An 18,486-nucleotide genomic window follows, 5' to 3' on the forward strand; every position below is an offset into this window, starting at 1 on the left:
CTCGGCGCCGCCGCCGCCCTGGCCACGCTGCTGCTGGACGAGGACGCCGCGTCCGGCCTGCGCACGCTGGAGCGGCTGACCCAGGGCGACCTGGAAGGCTCCGCCCGCCCCGCCCTGTGGCGCGCCGCGCTGGCCTGGGGGGCCGAGACGCTGCCCTGGGGCCTGGGCACGGGCGGCTTCACCCCCGCCGCCGGGCATGGCGAGCGGCGCGGCCTCTACCCGCACAACCACCTGCTGGAAGCCTGGGCAGAGGGCGGCGTGCCTGGCCTGCTGCTGTGGCTGCTGGCCTTCGGCGGCGGCGGTCTGCTGCTGCTGCTGCGCTGCCGCCAGGTGGCGCCGGCGCGCGTGGCGCGCATCGCCGCGCTGGTGCTGCCGGTGGCGCTGGCGGCGATGGTCTCGACCGACCTCGGCAACCGGATGGTCTGGTTCGCCCTGGGTCTGGCGCTTTCGATCGGAGTGGGAGCCCGCCGTGTATGAACGTTTCGGCAAGCGACTCGGGGATGTGCTGCTCTCGGCGGCGCTGCTGCTGCTGCTCTCGCCGCTGCTGCTGGGGGTGGCGCTGGCGGTGCGGCTGTCGCTCGGCCGCCCGGTGCTGTTCCGCCAGGAGCGGGCGGGGCGCGATGGCCGGCCCTTCACCCTGCTGAAGTTCCGCAGCATGCGCGACGGCCCGGGCGAGGATGCGGAGCGCCTCACCCCCTTCGGCCGCCGCCTGCGCGCCAGCGCGCTGGACGAGCTGCCGCAGCTCGTCAACGTGCTGCGCGGCGAGATGAGCCTGGTGGGGCCGCGCCCGCTGCCCATGGCCTACCTGCCCCGCTACACGCCGCGCCAGCGCCTGCGGCTGCGCGTCCGCCCGGGGCTGGCGGGGGCGGCGCAGGCGGCCGGGCGCAACGCCCTGCCCTGGCCCGAGCGGCTGGAGCTGGATGCCCGCTACGCCGGGCGCGTGACGGCGCTGGCCGACCTGCGCGCCGCCCTTGGCACGCTGCGCATCCTGCTCTCCGGCCGCGGCGTGAGCGCGCCCGGCCACGCCACCATGCCGCGGCTGGACAGCCCGGCCACCCACAGGGCCGCTGGCAAATCCACGGAATTTTAGAACCTGAGGTTGAATTTAGGGCTTGAAGCCACAGCCGGAGTTTGATTGGCTACGCTCATGTTCACAAAAAAGTGATCGGAGCGATGGTGGCATTCCAGAGCAGATCGATCGGCGATGCCTCTGCCCGTCGGGCAGGGGTGCTGCTGTTCTCCGGGCGGGGCCAGGACATGCCGCCGCCACGCCAGCGGCTGCATCTCTCGCCCCCCAGCCTGGCCGGAGGCGAGCTGGCCACCCTCAGCCAGACCCTCTCCTCCGGCTGGCTCGCCCCCGCCGGCCCGATGCCCGCCGCCTTCGAGCGCGCCGTGGCCGAGACCACCGGCTTCGCGCATGCGGCGGCGGTGGCCTCGGGCACGGCGGCGCTGCACCTGGCCTACCGGGTGCTCGGGGTGGAGCGCGGCGACGAGGTCTGGACGCAGAGCCTCACCTTCGTCGCCACCATCGCCCCCGCCGTGCAGATGGGCGCCCGCCCCCGCTTCCTCGACGTCTCGGCCGAGAGCTGGACGCTCGACCCCGACGTGCTGGAGAGCCAGCTGCGCGCCGCCGCCCGGCGCGGGCGCCTGCCGCGCGCCGTGGTGCCGGTCGATCTCTACGGCCAGTCCTGCGACCTCGACGCCATCCTGGCGCTGTGCGGCCGCTGGGGCGTGCCCGTGCTGTGCGACAGCGCCGAGGCGCTGGGTGCCCTCTACCGCGGCCGCCCGGTGGGCAAGGGCGCGGCGCTGGCCGCCTTCTCCTTCAACGGCAACAAGATCATCACCGCCGGCGGCGGCGGCGCCCTGGTGTCGGACGACGCGGCGCTGATCGAGCGCGCCCGCCACCTGGCCAACCAGGCCAAGGAGGTGGCGCCGCACTACCAGCACGAGACCACCGGCTATTCCTACGGCCTCTCCTCGGTGCTGGCGGCGGTGGGGCTGGCGCAGATCACCGCGCTGCAGGCGCGCGTGGCGGCGCGGCGGCAGGTCTTCGCCCGCTACGCCGCCGGCCTCTCCGGCCTGCCCGGGCTGAGCCTGATGCCGGAGCCGGAATGGGGCCACGCCACGCGCTGGCTGAGCGTCGTCCAGCTCGACCCGCGCCGCTTCGGCGCCACGCCGGAAATGGCCCGCCGCGCCCTCGACTCCGCCAACATCGAGAGCCGGCCGGTGTGGAAGCCGCTGCACATGCAGCCCGCCTTCCGCGGCATACGCTGCCATGGCGCCGGCCTGTCCAACCAGCTCTTCGAGCGCGGCCTCTGCCTGCCCAGCGGCGCGATGAGCGCCGAGGAGCAGGACCGCGTCATCGCCGTGCTGCGCTCCTGCTGCCGGGGCTGAGCATGCGCATCCTCTACCTGCACCAGCATTATTCCGGCCCGGCCGGCGCCACCGCCACCCGCAGCCACGCGCTGGCCCATGCCCTGGCGGCGCGCGGCCACCACGTCACCCTCGCCTGCGGCCGCTACGAGGGGGCGGTGACCGGCCTGGCCGGCGCCTTCCGTGGCGGGCGGCGGGAAGGGCTGGTGCGCGGCCTGCGCATCGTCGAGTTCGACATCGGCTGCGGCAACGCGCAGGGCCTCGGCGGGCGCGGCCTGTCCTTCGGCCGCTACGCCGCCCGCGCCGCGCACCTTGCCCTTGGCGGCCGGTGGGACCTGGTGGTGGCCAGCTCCACCCCGCTCACCGTGGTGCTGCCGGCGCTGCTGGCGCGGCGGCTGCGCGGCACCCCCTTCCTCTACGAGATGCGCGACCCCTGGCCGGAGCTGCCGCGCGCCCTGGGGGGCGTGCCCGGCTGGGCGCTCTCCGGCATGGAGAGGCTGGCCGACGCCGCCTGCCGCCAGGCCGCCGCCGTGGTGGCGCTGAGCGAGGGCATGGCCGAGACGGCGCTGGGCCGCGGCGCCGCGGCCCAGCGCGTGCACGTGGTGCCGAATGGCTGCGACCTCGACCTGTTCGGCCCGCAGGTCGCCCCCTGGCGCCCGGCGGAGGTGGCGCCGTGGGAGGTGCTGGCCGTCTATGCCGGCGCGCATGGCCGCGCCAACGGGCTGGACTCGCTGCTCGAGGCGGCCGCCCTGCTGCGCGCCGGGGGCGAGCGGCGCATCCGCATCCTGCTGGTGGGCGAGGGCGGCGAGAAGCCGCGCCTGCGCGCGCAGGCGGCGGAGCGCGGGCTGCACAACGTCACCTTCCTGCCCGCCATGCCGAAGCGGAAGCTGGCCTCGCTGCTGGCCGGCGCCCAGATCGGCGTGCAGTGCCTGGCGCCAGTGCCGGAATTCGCCGAGTGGACGGCGCCCAACAAGCTGATGGACTACCTGGCCGCCGGCCTGCCGGTGGTGGCCAACCTCTCCGGCCGCGCAGCCCGGCTGCTGGCCGAGGGGCCCTGCGGCATCGCCACTCCCCCCGGCGATGCCGCAGCCATGGCCCAGGCGCTGCGCTGGATGGCGGACAACCCGGCGCTGCGCCAGGCGATGGGCCGCAGCGCGCGGGACCAGGCGGTGCGCCGCTGGGACCGCCGCCTGCTGGCCGGCCGGTTCGCCGGCATCGTCGAGGAAGCCGCGGCGCCGGCGGCCACGCTGGAGGCGCTGGCCGCCGCATGAGCAATTCCCTCCCCGAGCTGCATCTGGTGGCCGCCGCGCGGCCCAACCTGCCGAAGCTGGCGGCGCTGTGGCACGCCCTGGCGGCGCGCCCCGGCCTGTGCCGGCCGCTGCTGCTGCACACCGGCCAGCACCACGACCCGGCGATGTTCGGCACCCATCTGGCCGATCTCGGCCTGCCGCAGCCCGACCATGCGCTGGGCATCGCCGGCGGTGGCGGGCACGCCGCCGTCACCGGCCGCACCATGATGGCCTGCGCCGGCTTCTGGTCGGCCTGGCGCCCGGCGATGGTGGTGGTCGCCGGCGATGTCGACGGCTCGCTGGCCGCCGCGCTGGCGGCGCGCAAGCTCGGCATCCCGGTGGCGCATCTGGAGGCCGGGCTGCGCTGCGGCGACCGCGACATGCCCGAGGAGATCAACCGCCGCGCCATCGATGCCGTCAGCGACCTGCTCTGGGCGCCGGACGAGGCGACGGCCGCGCGGCTCTTGGCGGATGGCCACGCCCCCGGCGCGGTGCGCGCCGTCGGCAACGCCATGATCGACACGCTGCTGGCCCGCCTGCCCGCCGCCCGCGCGCGGCCGCTGCCGGAGGGGCTGGTGCCGGAGGAGTATGGCGTCGTCACCCTGCACCGCGCCGCCAATGTGGACCATCCGGCGGTCCTGGCGCGGCTGCTCTCGGCGCTGGGCGTGGCCGCCGCGGCGCTGCCCCTGGTGTGGCCGATGCACCCGCGCACGGCGAAGCGGCTGCAGGAGGCGGGGCTCGCCCTGCCGCGCGGCGTGCGGGCGCTGCCGCCGCTGGGCTATCTCGACTTCCTCGGCCTGCTGGCGCGGGCGCGGCTGGTGGCCACCGACAGCGGCGGCGTGCAGGAGGAGGCCACGGCCCTCGACCTGCCCTGCCTGACGCTGCGCCCCTCCACCGAGCGGCCGGTGACGCTGGAGGCCGGCTCCAACCGCCTGGTGCCGCCCGACCGGCTGGCCGAATCGGTGGCCGCCGTGCTCGCCGGGCACTGGCCGGCGGCGCGGCCGATCCCGCTCTGGGATGGCCGGGCGGGGGCGCGCATGGTGGCGCACCTGGCCGAGACGCTGGCGCCGCATCTGCGCGAGGTGGCCTGATGCCGGCCGCCGGGCGGCCCGCCCCTTTGGTGTGCATGCTCTCCGCCGCCCATCCGCCGGCCGATCTGCGCGTCGTGGGCAAGGAGGGCGCCGCCCTGGCGGAGGCCGGCTGGCGCGTGATGCATCTCTGCCCCGGCGCGACGGCGCCCATGGCTTCCAGCGCGGCGGCGCCCATGGCTTCCGGCGCGGCGGCGCCCATGGCTGCCGGCGCGGCCGCCGCCGAGGCGCAGGCGGCGCCGGAGCGGCATGCGGGGGTGGCGATCCGCCGCTACCGGCGGGGTGCGGGCTGGCGTGGCCGGCTGCTGGGCATCCCCGCCCTGGCGCGGCAGGCGCGCGCCACCGGCGCCGCGGTGCTGCACGCCAGCGAGCCGGATGCCTGGCTGGCCGCGCTGCTGGCGGCGCGCAAGAGCGGCGCGCGCGTGGTGCTGGACGTGCACGAGCACTATCCCTCCCGGCTGGATGGGCGGCTGCCGGCGCCGCTGCGCCCGCTCGGCCGGGCGGCGCTGCGCCTGGCCTGCCGCGCCATGGCCCGCCGCGCCGATGCGGTGGTGGTGGCCAAGGACGGGCTGGACGCCGATTTCGCCACCGCGCCCGAGACCATCGCCGTGCGCAACTACGCCGCCGCCGCGCCGGTCGCGCCGCGCCGGCATGCGGAAGGGCCGCTGACGCTGGTGCATCTCGGCGCGCTGGGCCGGGCGCGCGGCGCGATGACCATGCTGGACGCGCTGGCGCTCTGCCCGGCCGGCACGCGGCTGCGGCTGATCGGCCGCTTCACCGATGGCTCGGAGGCCGATTTCCGCGCCCGCGCCGCGGCGCTGGGGCTCACGGAGCGGCTGGAATGGCGCGGCTGGATGCCGCACGCCGCCGCCCTGTCCGAGGCCGCCACCGCCGATATCGGGCTGGTGCTGTTCCAGCCGGGGGTGGAGAACCACCGCCTGGCCCTGCCGCACAAGCTGTTCGACTGCATGCTGGCCGGCCTGCCGGTGATCGCCCCCGCCTTCGCCACCGAGGTGGCCGCCATCATCCAGGATGCCGGCAACGGCGTGCTGGTGGACAGCGCCGACCCTGAAGGCATCGCCGCCGCCGTGGCCGCGCTGGAGAGCCCGGCGCGCCGGGCCGGGATGGCCGGGCGGGGCCGCGCCGCCGCCCTCGGCCGCTATGGCTGGGCGGGCGAGGCGGAGCGGCTCGTCGGGCTCTACCGGCGGCTGGCGCCGCTGCCGTGACCGGGGCGCAGGCCCTGCCACGCGCCCGCATGCAGGGCGGCGCTTCACCCACCCCTGGCCGGGGCCTATACGCCGCCTTCATGGCCCTCACCCGCATTCTGCTGAATCTTGGCCTGGACGCGCTGCTCGCCGCCCTCGCCCTGCCGCTCGCCGTCTGGATGGCCTCGCCCGGCGGCTGGCCGCCCCCGCCGCTCTGGTGGCTGGGCGCCATTCCGGGCGCGGTGGCGGCGCTGCTGCTGGCCGGCCTGCCGGTGCGGCTGCCGCAGCAATACTGGCGCTTCGCCGCGCTGAAGGATCTCGTCGCCGTGGTCGGCGCCGGGGTGGGCGGCGCGGTGCTGTTCACCCTCGGCCTCGCCCTGCTCGGCGCCTGGCGGCCGGACAACGCGGCCTTCCTGCTGATCCATGCCGGCACCCAGGCGGCTGCCCTGCTGGCGCCGCGCGTGGTGGGGCGGCTGCGGCAGGAGCGGCGCACCAACGGCTCGCTGGGGCTGGCGGCGGCGCAGCCCGCCCAGCCGGTGCTGCTGGTCGGCACGGGCGATGCCGCCGACCTCTTCATCCGGGCCCTGCTGCAGCAGCGCAGCCCGGGCTACCGCGTCGTCGGCATCCTGGCGCGGCGGCCGCGCGCGGCGGGGCGGCGCATCCATGGCTACCCGATCCTCGGCGGCTTCGAGGAGGCGGCGGAGGTGCTGGACCGGCTGCGCGCCGAGGGCCGCCCCCCCGCCACCCTGGTGCTGGCCGACCCCGACCTGCAGGGCCCGGAACTGGAGTCCCTGCTGGACGTGGCGGACCGCCATGGCGTGCTGGTCAAGCGCGCCCCGCGGCTGACGGCGCTCGACCCGGCGCGGCGCGAGACCCCCGCCGCCAGCCGCCGCTTCGATCTGCGCCCGGTGGCGATCGAGGAGCTGCTGGACCGCCCGCAGGTGCCGCTGGACCGCGAGGGCATGGCGCGGCTGGTGCAGGGGCGGCGCGTGCTCGTCACCGGCGCGGGCGGCACCATCGGCGGCGAGCTGGCGCGGCAGGTGGCGGCGCTGGGCCCGGCGCAGCTCACCCTGCTCGACCATGGCGAGTTCGCCCTCTACTCGATCGACCTGGAGCTGGCCGAGAGCCACCCCGGCGTGCCGCGCCGCGCCATGCTGGCCGATGTGCGGGACGCCGCGCGCGTCGCCGCGCTGATGGCCGAGGTGCGGCCCGAGCTGGTGTTCCACGCCGCCGCGCTGAAGCATGTGCCGATGGTGGAGAACGACCCGCTGGAGGGGCTGCTCACCAACGCGCTCGGCACCCGCATCATCGCCGATGCCGCGCGCGCCGTGGGCTGCCGCGCCATGGTGTTCATCTCCACCGACAAGGCGGTGAACCCGACCAGCGTGATGGGCGCCTCCAAGCGCCTGGCCGAGATGTACTGCCAGGCGCTGGACAAGCAGGCGCGGAGCGGCGCGGGCGGCCAGGGGCAGGCCATGCGCTGCGTCACGGTGCGCTTCGGCAACGTGCTGGGCTCCACCGGCAGCGTGGTGCCGCTGTTCCGCCGCCAGCTCGAGCGCGGCGGGCCGCTCACCGTCACCCACCCCGACATGCGCCGCTACTTCATGACGGTGCGCGAGGCGGTGGGGCTGGTGCTGCAGGCCAGCGTCGTCGGCGCCGGGGAGCGGCAGGACCAGCCGCCCGAACTGGCCGATGGCGGCATCTTCGTGCTCGACATGGGCAAGCCGGTGAAGATCGTCGACATGGCGCGGCGCATGATCCGCCTCGCCGGGCTGCGGCCGGACGAGGACATCGAGATCCGCTTCACCGGCCTGCGCCCGGGCGAGAAGCTCTACGAGGAGCTGTTCCACGGCCAGGAGCCGCCGCGGCCGACGCGGTTCGCCGGCCTGCTCGTGGCCACGCCCCGCACCACCGATGCCGGCGCCGTGGGCGCGGCGATCGACACCATCGCCACCGCCGCGCGCCAGGGGGCGGCCAAGCCCGCCCTCGCCCGGCTGGCCGAGATGGTCCCCGAATTCGACCACAACCCGGGGGCGCCCCCCGTGACCAGGACCTGACATGACGGCCCTCTCCCCTTTCGGCGCCGCTGCCGCGCTGGTGGATTCGCCGGAACGCTCCGTTCCGGGCTGGGAGAGGGAAATATCCGGCCTCGTCGCCGAGGCGCTGGTGGCGCGGATCGCCGCGCGCACGGCGCGGGTGGGGGTGGTGGGGTTGGGCTATGCCGGCCTGCCGCTGGCGCTGCGCTTCGCCGAGTGCGGCTTTCCCGTCTCCGGCTTCGACATCGACGCGGGGAAGGTGGCGGCCATCGCGGCCGGGCGCAGCCCGGTGCACGGCATCGAGGATGCGCGGGTGGCGGCGGCGGGCATCGCCGCCAGCACCGGCCTGGAGGGGGCGCGGGCGTGCGACGCGCTGATCCTCTGCGTGCCGACGCCGATCGGCCGCCACAAGGAGCCGGATCTCGGCCCGGTGGCGGCGGCGCTGGCGGCGCTGCGGCCGCATCTGCGCCCCGGCCAGGTGCTGGCGCTGGAGAGCACCACCTACCCCGGCACCACCGAGGATTACGTGCTGCCCGCGCTGCGCGCCGCCGGGCTGACGCCGGGCATCGACGCCTTCGCCCTCTACAGCCCGGAGCGCGAGGACCCTGGCAACCCGGAGGGCACGGTGGGCCGGGTGCCGAAGCTGCTGGCCGGCGCCACCCCGGCCTGCCTCGCCGTGGGGCGGGCGCTCTACGGGCCGGTGGCGGCGGGGCGGCTGGTGCCGCTCTCCTCGCTGCGCGCGGTGGAGCTGGCCAAGCTCTACGAGAACGTCTTCCGCGCCGTGAACATCGGCCTCGTCAACGAGCTGAAGCGGATCAGCCACGCCCTCGGCCTCGACGTGCACGAGGTGATCGACGCCGCCGCCACCAAGCCCTTCGGCTTCATGCCCTTCCGCCCTGGCCCCGGCCTCGGCGGCCACTGCATCCCGGTCGATCCCTACTACCTGGCCTGGAAGGCGCGGGAGCTGGGCGTGCCGAGCGATTTCGTCGAGCTGGCCGGCCGGGTGAACGACGCCATGCCGGGCTATGTCGTCTCCCGCCTGCGGGATGCGCTGGACGCGCGCGGCCGCGCCCTGCGCGGCGCGCGGCTGCTGCTGGTGGGGCTGGCCTACAAGCCCGGCGTGCCGGACACGCGGGAGAGCCCCGCGGCCGAGATCCTGCGGCTGCTGGACGGGCGCGGCGCCAGCCTCGCCTATCACGACCCGCTGGTGCCCCGCTTCACGCTGGAGCGCGGCGCGCGCGGCGGGCCGCTGCGGCTGGAGAGCCAGGCGCTGGCGCCGGATTTCGTCGCGGCGCAGGACGCGGTGCTGATCGTCACGCCGCAGCCGGGCATCGACTTCGCGGCGCTGCGCGCGGCGGCGCGGCTGGTGGTGGACACGCGCGGCGTCTACCGCGACGCGGCCGTGCAGCCGGACGGCGCCCTGCCGCCCGGCACGTTGCCCTTTGAAACGCGCGGTGATTTCCCTCCGCAGGCGGAACCGGCCTATCACCGCGTCATTCAGGCCTGAGGCGCCCCCGCCAGGGGGTGGCCCATGGCCCGCGGATGACGGAGCACGCCCACCGATGAACGCCGACACCTCCCCGCGCCCGATCGGGCTGTTCGACATGAAGGCGCAGCAATCGCTGATCCGTGCCGAGATCGACCGCCGCGTGGCCGCCATCCTCGACAGCGGCGCCTTCATCAACGGCCCGGACGTGCGCGAGCTGGAGGCGAAGCTGGCTGAGTTCGCCGGCTGCGCCCATGCTGTCGGCGTCTCCTCCGGCACGGATGCGCTGCAGATCGCCATGATGGCCGAGGGCATCGGCCGTGGCGACGCGGTGTTCCTGCCCGCCTTCACCTACACCGCCACCGCCGAGGTTCCACTGGTGCTGGGCGCCACGCCGGTCTTCGTCGATGTGGCGGAGGACGGCTTCAACATCGACCTCGCCGACCTGAAGCACCGCATCGCGCTGGTGAAGGCGGAAGGGAAGCTGCGCCCGCGCGCCGTGGTGGGCGTCGACCTGTTCGGCCGCCCCGCCGACTGGCCGGCGATCCAGGAGATCTGCCGCGCCGAGGGCATGTTCGCGCTGGACGACGCGGCGCAGGCCTTCGGCGCCGCGCTGCACGGCAAGCGGCTGGGCCAGTGGGCCGATGCGGCGGCGCTCAGCTTCTACCCGACCAAGACGCTGGGCTGCTACGGCGATGGCGGCGCCATCCTGACCAACGATGCCGGCCGCGCCGAGCTCTACCGCTCGCTCCGCACCCATGGCGAGGGCCGCACCCGCTACGAGGTGGAGCGCACCGGCATGAACGGCCGGCTGGACACCATCCAGGCCGCCATCCTGCTCTGCAAGCTGCCGCTGCTGGAGCAGGAGCTGAAGGACCGCGCCCGCGTCGCCCGCTATTACAGCCAGCACCTCGCCGGCCATGTGGTGGTGCCGGGCGAGATGCCGGGGGCGGAGAGCGCCTGGGGCCTCTATTCCATCCTGCTGCCGGATGCCGAGGCGCGCGCGCGCGCGCAGGCGGCGATGCAGGCGCGCGGCGTGCCCAGCGCCATCTACTACCCGAAGCCGCTGCACCGCCAGCCGGCCTATGCCACCGCCCATGCCGAAGGGCTGCGCCAGGCGCCGCCCCTGCCGGTGAGCGAGGCGCTCTGCCAGCGCATCCTCTCCCTGCCGATGCACCCCTATCTGGATGAGGGGCAGCTCGAGCGTGTGGTGGCGGCGGTGATCGAAGGGGTAAAGTAGAAGAAACCTTCTTTTTCTGAAGAATAAAGAAGCAAAAAGACTTTGTCTGTTCTGGCGCCCCGCCGGCCTCATGCGAGGCGCCAGGTTACAGCGTCACGCTCCAGGTGAAGTCCCGGCTCCCGCCGGGCGGGATGTGCAGCAGGCCCGGCTTCTCCGCGAAGTCGCCATCCCAGCCCACCGGGCTGGACATGCCGTGCCAGGGCTCGATGCACAGGAAATCCGCCCCCTCGGGCTTCGACCAGATGCCGAGATCCGGGTAGCCCTCCCACCGCACGGTCAGCGCCGTGCCGTCCGGCGCCTCGTAGCGCAGGGCGCGGCTGGCCACGTCGGGCAGGATCAGCGCGTCGCGCGCGAAGAGGGCGGGCGAGAGCGGCAAATCCCGGCCCCGCACCGGGGAAGGCTCCTCCGGCCCCAGCAGGCCGCCTTCCAGCCGATGGGCGGGGCCGTGCTCGGGCTGCTCGAACACAAGGCGGTGCGCCTCCTTGGCCGCGCCCGGCACCAGGGGCCAGCGGAAGGCGGGGTGCGCGCCGATGGCGCAGGGCAGCACCGCCTCGCCGGGGTTGGCGATGCGGGCCGTCACCGTCAGCGTGCCGCCGGCCAGCGCATAGGCCAGCTCCAGCGCGAAGCCGAAGGGGTAGGCCGCGCGGCTCTCCGCGTCATCGGTCAGGCGCAGGCGGCAGGAGGCGGGCTCCCGCTCCACCCATTCGAAGCGGCAGTCGCGGGCGAAGCCGTGCTGCGTCAGGCGGTGCTCCGCCCCGGCATGGCGCAGCGTGTCCCCGGCCAGCTTGCCGACGATGGGGAACAGCACCGGCGCGTGGCGGCGCCATTCCGGCCCGGCCTGCCAGAGATATTCCCCGCCCGCGGCGTCGCACAGGCTCACCAGCTCGGCGCCGCGCGCCTGGATGGTGGCCGAGAGGCCATCGGCCCCGATGCGGTGGCGGTCGGTCATGCGGCGCGTCCCGGGTCCTTGTCCCTCTGGGCCTTCTCCTCGGCCCGCCGTTCCTCATAGGTCTTGGCGTGCAGGTAGGCGATGGCGTGCAGCTCCTCCTCCACGCCGACGCGCCGTGCCGCCGCCAGCAGGTAGCCCAGGATGTGGTCGGCCTCGATGCGGCCGCCCTGCTCCAGGTCGCGCAGCATGCTGGCGGTGTAGCTGCCGGCGGGGTCGGCCAGCATGGCGCGGTATTCCGCCTCGAAGCCGGGCGGCATGGCCACGCCATGCGCGGCGGCGATGGCGATGTTGCGCTCCAGCAGCCGGTGCATGAAGGCCACCCCGCCCGGCGCGCGGGCGATCTGCCCGGTTGAGCCGCGCAGCAGCACGGTGCCGGCCGCCACCGTGCCGAGATGCACCAGCTTGGCCCACATGGCGGCGCGGATGTCGGGCACCGCCTGGGCCTCGATGCCGCCGCGCCGGGCCAGCGCCGCCAGCGCCTCGACGCGCGGCGTCATCCGCCCGTCCATCTCGCCGAAGGTGAGGTAGCGCCAGTCGGAGAGGTTCCGCACCTCGCCGCTCGGCGCCAGGGTGGCGCGGATCTTGGCGAGGCCGCCCAGCACCGCCGCCTCGCCGAAGGCCTCGCGCAGCGTGTCGATGTGCGAAAGCCCGTTCAGCACCGGCAGGATCGCCGTCTCCGGCCCCACCACCGGGCGGATGGAGTCGATCGCCGCCTCCAGGTCGTAGGCCTTGCAGCTCAGCAGCACCACGTCCCAGCCCGGCCGCACCTCGCCGGCCAGCAGCGCCGTGACGGGGCGGCACCAGGCGCCCAGCGCCGGGCAGCGGACCGAGAGCCCTTCGCGCCGCAGCTGCGCCTGGCGCTTGGGGCGCACCAGGAAGGCCAGCTCGGCGCCGGCCTCTAGCAGGCGGGCGCCGAAATAGCCGCCCAGGGCCCCGGCCCCGAGCACCAGGATTCGCATCCGCCACATTCCTCCGGCCTGTCTCGCGAAAGGGGTTCCACACTCCCCGCCCGCTGGCAATCCGGGCGGCGCGACGGCTGGGTGAAAGTTGACTTCGGCGCGGATTGCGGCGGGGCGCATTCTTCATACTATCCGCGCCAGACCGGCATGCAGGGCGTGCGCGGCATGTGGCCAGGGATGCGCCCGGTTGTGGAACCCCGAGACCGGGCCATTTTCAAAGCGATCCTGGGCTCATGATGCCGCCCGCCCGGGGACGGCCACGCCAGGCGCGGTCCGGCCCCTCAGCCCCGATGGAATTTCTCATGGAGCCTGATCCGGCCTCCCGAACCTCCAGCCCGCCCGTCTCCAACAGTGGCGGCAAGCAGTATGGCGACATCTTCTTCGCGGCCGTCGAGACCACGCGCATGCCGATGATCGTCACCGACGCGCGGGCCAAGGACCACCCGATCATCTTCGCCAACAACGCCTTCCTGAAGATGACGGGCTACAGCCTGGACGAGATCCTCGGCACCAATTGCCGCTTCCTGCAGGGGCCCGACACCGACCGGGAAACCGTGGCCAGCGTCCGCGCCGCCATCAGCGAACGGCGCGAGATCGCCACCGAGATCCTCAACTACCGCAAGAACGGCTCCACCTTCTGGAACGCGCTGTTCGTCTCCCCCGTCTACAACGCCCAGGGGGAGCTGATGTACTTCTTCGGCTCGCAGCTCGATGTGAGCCGCCGGCGGGATGCCGAGGACGCGCTGCGGCAGAGCCAGAAGATGGAGGCGCTGGGCCAGCTCACCGGCGGCATCGCGCACGACTTCAACAACCTGCTGCAGGTCATGGTCGGCTATCTGGAGCTGACCGAGCACGCGCTGGGGCGCCCGGAGCTGGACCGCAACCGCATGCAGCGCGGGCTGCAGAACGTGCGCGGCGCCGTGAACCGCGCCACCACCCTGACGCAGCAATTGCTGGCCTTCGCCCGCAAGCAGCGGCTCGACGGCCGCACCCTGAACCTCAACACGCTGGTCGAGGGCATGCGCGACATGGCCCGCCGCACCCTGGGCGACGCCATCGCGCTGCGGCTGGACCTGGCGGAGGGGTTGGGCAATTGCCGGCTGGACCCGACCCAGGCGGAGGTGGCGCTGCTCAACATCCTGATCAACGCGCGCGACGCCATGGCCGAGCAGCCGCAGGGCCTGCTCACCATCCGCACCCGCAACGTCACGCTCGACGCGGAGGCGACCGGCGCCATCGGCAATCTGGCGCCGGGGCGCTACGTGCAGCTCTCCATCGCCGACACCGGCACCGGCATGCCGCCCGACATCCTGGCCCGGGTGATGGACCCCTTCTTCACCACCAAGGAGGAGGGCAAGGGGACCGGGCTCGGCCTGTCGATGGTCTATGGCTTCGCCAAGCAGTCGGGCGGCGCGCTGCAGATCGAATCGGAGATGGGCGCCGGCACCACGGTCAATCTCTACTTCCCCGACCAGGGAGATGAGGAGCGGCCGGCGGCCCGGCGCAGCCTGCGCGTGATGGACCGCGCCGGCACCGAGCATGTGCTGGTGGTGGACGACCGCGAGGAGGTGGCGGAGCTGGCACGCGCCATCCTGGAGGATTTCGGCTACACGGTGCTGGTGGCCGCCAATGGCCGCGCGGCGCTGGACATCCTCGACCAGGCGGAGCGGGTGGACCTGCTGTTCTCCGACCTGATCATGCCCGGCGGCATGAACGGCGTGATGCTGGCCCGCGAGGCGCGCCGCCGCCAGCCGAAGCTGAAGGTGCTGCTGACCACCGGCTATGCCGAGGCCTCGCTGGAGCGCAGCGATGCCGGCGGCTCGGAGTTCGACGTGATCAGCAAGCCCTATGGCCGGCTGGAGCTGGCCCGCAAGGTGCGCCTGATCCTGGATGGGCCGACCGGAATCGGCTGATGCCGGGCGGGGGCGCCTTCTCCCCCGCCCGGCGGCGCCTTCAGCCCACCCGGTTGCCGATGAGGTCCTGCACCACCGTCGGGTCGGCGAGGGTGGAGGTGTCGCCCAGGCTGTCCGTCTCGTTGGCGGCGATCTTGCGCAGGATGCGGCGCATGATCTTGCCCGAGCGCGTCTTCGGCAGGCCCGGCGCCCACTGGATGGCGTCCGGCGCGGCGATAGGCCCGATCTCCTTGCGCACCCAGGCCACCAGCTCCTTCTTCAGCGCGTCGGAGGGCTCCTCGCCCGTCTTCAGCGTGACGTAGCAGTAGATGCCCTGGCCCTTCAGCTCGTGCGGCATGCCGACCACCGCGGCCTCCGCCACCTTGGGGTGCGCCACCAGCGCGCTCTCGATCTCGGCCGTGCCCATGCGGTGGCCGGAGACGTTCAGCACGTCGTCCACCCGGCCGGTGATCCAGTAGTAGCCATCGGCGTCGCGCCGCGCGCCGTCGCCCGAGAAGTACTTGCCGGGGAAGGTGGAGAAGTAGGTCTGGATGAAGCGCTCATGGTCCTTGTAGACGGTGCGCATCTGCCCGGGCCAGGAATCGAGGATGACGAGGTTGCCCTCGGTCGCCCCCTCCAGCAGGTTGCCCTCGCCATCCACCAGCGCCGGCTGCACGCCGGGCAACGGCAGGGTGGCCGAGCCGGGCTTCTGGTCCACCGCGCCGGGGAGCGGCGAGATCAGGATGCCGCCCGTCTCGGTCTGCCACCAGGTATCGACGATCGGGCAGCGCTCGTCGCCCACCACGCGGTAGTACCACATCCAGGCTTCCGGGTTGATCGGCTCGCCCACGCTGCCCAGCACGCGCAGCGATTGGCGGGACCATTTCCGCACCGGCGCCTCGCCCTCCCGCATCAGGCTGCGGATGGCGGTGGGGGCGGTGTAGAAGATGTTGACCTGGTGCTTGTCCACCACCTGCCAGCAGCGGTCGATGCCCGGCCAGTTCGGCACGCCCTCGAACATCAGCGTGGTGGCGCCGTTCGCCAGCGGGCCATAGACGATGTAGGTGTGGCCGGTGACCCAGCCGACATCGGCGGTGCACCAGTAGACCTCGCCGGGGCGGTAGTCGAACACCAGCTCATGCGTGTAGCTGGCCCAGACCATGTAGCCGCCGGTGGTGTGCAGCACGCCCTTGGGCTTGCCGGTGGAGCCCGAGGTGTAGAGGATGAACAGCGGGTCCTCCGCGTTCATCGGCTCCGGCGGGCAGTCGGCGGAGGCGGCCGCGCAGGCCTCGTGGCACCAGATGTCGCGCCCCTCCTGCATCGGCACGGCGTTGCCGGTGTTGCGCACCACCAGCACGTTCTTCACCGTCGGGCAGGATTTCAGCGCCTCGTCCGCATTGGTCTTGAGCGGCACGGTGCGGCCGCCGCGGCGGCCCTGGTCGGCGGTGATCAGCAGCGTGCTGTCGCAATCCTGGATGCGGCTGGACAGGCTGTCCGGGCTGAAGCCGCCGAAGACGATGGAGTGCACCGCGCCGACGCGGGCGCAGGCCAGCATCGCCACCGCCGCCTCGACGATCATCGGCAGGTAGAGGGTGACGCGGTCGCCCTTCTTCACGCCCAGCGCCTTGATGGCGTTGGCCATGCGGCAGACGCGCTCATGCAGCTCGCGGTAGGTGACCTTGGCGTCGCTGTTCGGGTCGTCGCCCTCCCAGATGATGGCCACCTGGTCGCCGCGCGTCTCCAGGTGCCGGTCGAGGCAGGAGACGGAGGCGTTCAGCACGCCATCCTCGAACCACCTGATCGAGACATCGCCCTCGAAGGAGGTGTTCTTGATCTTCGTCGGCGGGGTCATCCAGGCGATCCGCTTCGCCTCCTCCCGCCAGAAGCCCTCGGGGTCGCGGATGGCCTCCGCCGTCATGGTGCGGTGGCGGGCGGCGTCCACCCGCGCGCCCTGGGCCAGCTCGGGCTTCACGGCAATCAGCGCATCATCCGGCATCGTGTTCCTCCCGCTGTGGTGCGCCCCGGCTGCGGGGCTTCACCCGATGTTTCAATGCTTATTGGGCCAATTGGCCATGACCTGCGTCAAGTGAAGCCCGCGCAGGGAAGCGGCGGGCGGCCTTCAGGCCCCCGCATCGGCCGGCACCCAGACGACGCCCGCGGCGTCGATCCGCGCCGGCACCGCCTCCAGCGAATCGCCGGCGCAGGGGCCGGAGAGGCAGAAGCCGTCCTCCACCTGGAAGCGGGCGCCATGGACGGCGCAGACGATATGCTCCCCCGCCCCGTCCAGGAAGCGGTCCGGCATCATCTCCAGGGCGACCCCGACATGCGGGCAGGAATTGACATAGACATGCACCGCCCCGCCGCGCCGCACGGCGAACAGGCCGATGAAGCTGCCCTCCGGGCCGGGGAAGCCCCGCGCCTGCCCGTCGGCGATCTCGTCGAGGCGGCAGAGGCGGCGTTCATCAGTCATGGGGCATCGGTCATGGGGCATCGGTCATCGGGGGTGAGGTCTCCGGCACGGTGTGGGGGCCGGGCCAGGGATCGCGCGGCGCGGCGGGCAAGGCAAGCGCCCCCTGCCCTTCATGGTCTGGTAATCTTTGGCCCCGACGATAACGCCACGGAAAGGAAAGGCCGCCAATGCGACAGCACGGAGCCTGGATGGCGATCGGGGTTTGGCTGCTGCTGGCCGGCACCGCCGCGGCGCAGACGCGGCCGGATCTGGACCCCTGGGGCCGCTACAACGGCCTGACGGAGCAGCAGGGCGGCACGTTGCGCCACTACGATCCCTGGGGCCGCTACGAGGGGCGCTCGGAACGCTCCGCCGGCGGCGGCGTGATGCGCCACTACGACGCCGAGGGCCGCTACCTGGGGCGGGACGACATCGAGCGGGATTTCCGCAACCGCCAGCCCGCGCCGCCGCCGGTCTACCGCCCCCTGCCGCAGCCCTACCCGCCGCAGCCGCCCTACGGGAGTGGCTACGGCCAATCCAACGGCTACGGCCAGCCCAATGTGCATGTCTATATCGACCCGGCGCCGCCGCTCTGGACGCCCGCCGAGCCGGAGCGCCCGCAACCCCCGCCGCCGCGCGGCCGCACACCCTGGTTCAACGACCCGCAGCGCGCGCGGCCCTGAGGGAACAACCCAGAGGAAGCGGTCCAGGGAAAGCCGGGAGGGCCTCAGCCCTCCCAGCCCCCCATGCGGCACAGCAGCGCCCAGTGTTCCGGCGAGATCGGCATCACCGAGAGGCGGGACTGGCGGATCAGCCCGATCTCGGCCAGTGCCGGCTCGGCCTTGATCTCCGCCAGCGGCACGGGGCGGGGCATCGGCCCCACCGCGCGCATGTCGGTGCAGACCCAGCGCGGGGCACGGCCCTCCGGCACGGACTCGGTGGGGTCGGGATAGGCTTCCCGCGCCACCTCGACCACGCCGACGATCTCCTTCCCCACATTGGAGTGGTAGAAGAAGGCCCGGTCGCCCCGGCGCATGGCGCGCAGGAAGCTGGCGGCCTGGGCGTTGCGCACGCCGGTCCAGGGTTCCGTGCCGTTCGCCACCTGCTGCTGCCAGGAGAAGGCGTCCGGCTCGCTCTTGACCAGCCAAAAGCGCCTTTCAGCCAAGGCGCTGGCCGCCGGCATAGACCTGCCGGAAGGGGCGGATGGTGGTGCGGGCGAACAGCCCGGCCTGGGCATAGGGGTCGGCCGCCGCGAAGGCCTCGGCCGCCGCCTGGTCCTCCGCCTCGACGATCAGCACGCTGCCGCAGGGCTTGCCCTCGGCGTCCAGCACCGGGCCGGCCTGCACCAGCTTCTCCACCTGGCTGTCCAGGTACTCCAGGTGGGTGGGGCGGGTGGCCAGGCGCAGCTCCAGGGCGCCGGGCTTGTCCTCGGCGACGATGGCGAACAGCATGGTGGAACGTCCTCTCGAAAGGGGCGCGGCGCCAGCCGCCGCTGTTGCATGACGTAACCGCGTGCGGCG

At 73.9% G+C, this 18,486-nt stretch carries 17 protein-coding genes; 11 read left to right on the forward strand and 6 right to left on the reverse strand.

Annotated features, from left to right (window positions below):
* The 9 genes from ACZJYS_RS13770 to ACZJYS_RS13810 form a co-directional block, all read left to right on the forward strand.
* The coding region (locus ACZJYS_RS13770) for an O-antigen ligase family protein (protein WP_493178985.1) at positions 1 to 477 on the forward strand (477 nt) is incomplete at its 5' end.
* Positions 470 to 1,090 (forward strand): sugar transferase, encoded by a 621-nt coding sequence (locus tag ACZJYS_RS13775; RefSeq protein WP_493178986.1) that lies wholly within the window; start codon positions 470 to 472, stop codon positions 1,088 to 1,090. The genes ACZJYS_RS13770 and ACZJYS_RS13775, both read left to right, overlap by 8 nt.
* 83 nt (positions 1,091 to 1,173) lie before the next feature.
* Positions 1,174 to 2,394 (forward strand): DegT/DnrJ/EryC1/StrS family aminotransferase, encoded by a 1,221-nt coding sequence (locus tag ACZJYS_RS13780; RefSeq protein ID WP_379650306.1) that lies wholly within the window; start codon positions 1,174 to 1,176, stop codon positions 2,392 to 2,394.
* A 2-nt stretch (positions 2,395 to 2,396) separates the two neighbouring features.
* Positions 2,397 to 3,644 (forward strand): glycosyltransferase family 4 protein, encoded by a 1,248-nt coding sequence (locus ACZJYS_RS13785; protein ID WP_493178987.1) that lies wholly within the window; start codon positions 2,397 to 2,399, stop codon positions 3,642 to 3,644.
* Entirely contained in the window at positions 3,641 to 4,753 is a 1,113-nt protein-coding gene (gene wecB / locus ACZJYS_RS13790) for a non-hydrolyzing UDP-N-acetylglucosamine 2-epimerase (RefSeq protein ID WP_493178989.1), read from the forward strand. Before ACZJYS_RS13785 ends, wecB begins: the two co-directional genes overlap by 4 nt.
* Positions 4,753 to 5,976 carry a glycosyltransferase gene (locus tag ACZJYS_RS13795; protein ID WP_493178991.1) on the forward strand — a complete coding sequence of 408 codons (1,224 nt, stop codon included), beginning with the start codon at positions 4,753 to 4,755 and terminating at the stop codon, positions 5,974 to 5,976. The genes wecB and ACZJYS_RS13795 overlap by 1 nt, the downstream gene beginning before the upstream one ends.
* An 80-nt stretch (positions 5,977 to 6,056) precedes the next feature.
* Positions 6,057 to 8,012, forward strand: coding sequence for a polysaccharide biosynthesis protein (locus ACZJYS_RS13800; protein ID WP_493179007.1), 1,956 nt, complete (start codon positions 6,057 to 6,059; stop codon positions 8,010 to 8,012).
* A gap of 1 nt (position 8,013) precedes the next feature.
* Positions 8,014 to 9,498: a nucleotide sugar dehydrogenase gene (locus tag ACZJYS_RS13805; RefSeq protein ID WP_493178993.1), complete on the forward strand. Its 1,485-nt coding sequence runs from the start codon at positions 8,014 to 8,016 to the stop codon at positions 9,496 to 9,498.
* Positions 9,499 to 9,553: 55 nt separating this feature from the next.
* The gene (locus tag ACZJYS_RS13810; protein ID WP_493178995.1) at positions 9,554 to 10,717 is read left to right on the forward strand and encodes a DegT/DnrJ/EryC1/StrS family aminotransferase; all 1,164 of its coding nucleotides are present in this window, start codon (positions 9,554 to 9,556) and stop codon (positions 10,715 to 10,717) included.
* Positions 10,718 to 10,802: 85 nt separating this feature from the next.
* Here ACZJYS_RS13810 and ACZJYS_RS13815 read toward each other — a convergent pair whose 3' ends face one another.
* Positions 10,803 to 11,666, reverse strand: a complete 864-nt coding sequence (locus tag ACZJYS_RS13815; RefSeq protein ID WP_493178997.1) for an aldose 1-epimerase family protein — start codon at positions 11,664 to 11,666, stop codon at positions 10,803 to 10,805.
* Positions 11,663 to 12,625, reverse strand: a complete 963-nt coding sequence (locus ACZJYS_RS13820; protein WP_379650320.1) for a ketopantoate reductase family protein — start codon at positions 12,623 to 12,625, stop codon at positions 11,663 to 11,665. The genes ACZJYS_RS13815 and ACZJYS_RS13820 overlap by 4 nt, the downstream gene beginning before the upstream one ends.
* Before the next feature lie 302 nt (positions 12,626 to 12,927).
* On the opposite strand from ACZJYS_RS13820, the gene ACZJYS_RS13825 reads away from it, so the two are divergent.
* Positions 12,928 to 14,538, forward strand: a complete 1,611-nt coding sequence (locus tag ACZJYS_RS13825) for a hybrid sensor histidine kinase/response regulator (protein WP_219929679.1) — start codon at positions 12,928 to 12,930, stop codon at positions 14,536 to 14,538.
* 40 nt (positions 14,539 to 14,578) lie between these two features.
* Here the strand turns inward: ACZJYS_RS13825 and acs are convergent, their stop codons facing one another.
* Together acs and ACZJYS_RS13835 are read right to left on the reverse strand one after the other, a co-directional pair.
* Positions 14,579 to 16,513 (reverse strand): acetate--CoA ligase, encoded by a 1,935-nt coding sequence (acs, locus tag ACZJYS_RS13830; RefSeq protein WP_109515715.1) that lies wholly within the window; start codon positions 16,511 to 16,513, stop codon positions 14,579 to 14,581.
* Between the two features lie 123 nt (positions 16,514 to 16,636).
* The gene (locus ACZJYS_RS13835; RefSeq protein ID WP_109515714.1) at positions 16,637 to 16,987 is read right to left on the reverse strand and encodes a Rieske (2Fe-2S) protein; all 351 of its coding nucleotides are present in this window, start codon (positions 16,985 to 16,987) and stop codon (positions 16,637 to 16,639) included.
* Positions 16,988 to 17,175: 188 nt separating this feature from the next.
* Between ACZJYS_RS13835 and ACZJYS_RS13840 the strand changes: the two genes are divergently transcribed.
* Positions 17,176 to 17,649: a hypothetical protein gene (locus tag ACZJYS_RS13840; RefSeq protein ID WP_493179003.1), complete on the forward strand. Its 474-nt coding sequence runs from the start codon at positions 17,176 to 17,178 to the stop codon at positions 17,647 to 17,649.
* A gap of 44 nt (positions 17,650 to 17,693) precedes the next feature.
* Here the strand turns inward: ACZJYS_RS13840 and ACZJYS_RS13845 are convergent, their stop codons facing one another.
* Together ACZJYS_RS13845 and ACZJYS_RS13850 are read right to left on the reverse strand one after the other, a co-directional pair.
* The gene (locus tag ACZJYS_RS13845; RefSeq protein WP_493179005.1) at positions 17,694 to 18,131 is read right to left on the reverse strand and encodes an EVE domain-containing protein; all 438 of its coding nucleotides are present in this window, start codon (positions 18,129 to 18,131) and stop codon (positions 17,694 to 17,696) included.
* Positions 18,124 to 18,417, reverse strand: a complete 294-nt coding sequence (locus ACZJYS_RS13850) for a YciI family protein (RefSeq protein ID WP_109515711.1) — start codon at positions 18,415 to 18,417, stop codon at positions 18,124 to 18,126. The genes ACZJYS_RS13845 and ACZJYS_RS13850 overlap by 8 nt, the downstream gene beginning before the upstream one ends.
* Positions 18,418 to 18,486 lie beyond the last annotated feature (69 nt).

The organism is Roseomonas sp. TS2 (assembly GCF_058833935.1).

Excerpts from the sequence above, each read along its gene's own strand:
- ACZJYS_RS13780 (WP_379650306.1), top strand. The coding sequence starts at position 1,174 with ATGGTGGCATTCCAGAGCAGATCGATCGGCGATGCCTCTGCCCGTCGG.
- ACZJYS_RS13795 (WP_493178991.1), top strand. The coding sequence starts at position 4,753 with ATGCCGGCCGCCGGGCGGCCCGCCCCTTTGGTGTGCATGCTCTCCGCC.
- acs (WP_109515715.1), bottom strand. The coding sequence starts at position 16,513 with ATGCCGGATGATGCGCTGATTGCCGTGAAGCCCGAGCTGGCCCAGGGC.
- ACZJYS_RS13840 (WP_493179003.1), top strand. The coding sequence starts at position 17,176 with ATGGCGATCGGGGTTTGGCTGCTGCTGGCCGGCACCGCCGCGGCGCAG.
- ACZJYS_RS13805 (WP_493178993.1), top strand. The coding sequence starts at position 8,014 with ATGACGGCCCTCTCCCCTTTCGGCGCCGCTGCCGCGCTGGTGGATTCG.
- ACZJYS_RS13785 (WP_493178987.1), top strand. The coding sequence starts at position 2,397 with ATGCGCATCCTCTACCTGCACCAGCATTATTCCGGCCCGGCCGGCGCC.
- ACZJYS_RS13850 (WP_109515711.1), bottom strand. The coding sequence starts at position 18,417 with ATGCTGTTCGCCATCGTCGCCGAGGACAAGCCCGGCGCCCTGGAGCTG.
- wecB (WP_493178989.1), top strand. The coding sequence starts at position 3,641 with ATGAGCAATTCCCTCCCCGAGCTGCATCTGGTGGCCGCCGCGCGGCCC.
- ACZJYS_RS13815 (WP_493178997.1), bottom strand. The coding sequence starts at position 11,666 with ATGACCGACCGCCACCGCATCGGGGCCGATGGCCTCTCGGCCACCATC.
- ACZJYS_RS13810 (WP_493178995.1), top strand. The coding sequence starts at position 9,554 with ATGAACGCCGACACCTCCCCGCGCCCGATCGGGCTGTTCGACATGAAG.
- ACZJYS_RS13820 (WP_379650320.1), bottom strand. The coding sequence starts at position 12,625 with ATGCGAATCCTGGTGCTCGGGGCCGGGGCCCTGGGCGGCTATTTCGGC.
- ACZJYS_RS13825 (WP_219929679.1), top strand. The coding sequence starts at position 12,928 with ATGGAGCCTGATCCGGCCTCCCGAACCTCCAGCCCGCCCGTCTCCAAC.
- ACZJYS_RS13800 (WP_493179007.1), top strand. The coding sequence starts at position 6,057 with ATGGCCCTCACCCGCATTCTGCTGAATCTTGGCCTGGACGCGCTGCTC.
- ACZJYS_RS13835 (WP_109515714.1), bottom strand. The coding sequence starts at position 16,987 with ATGACTGATGAACGCCGCCTCTGCCGCCTCGACGAGATCGCCGACGGG.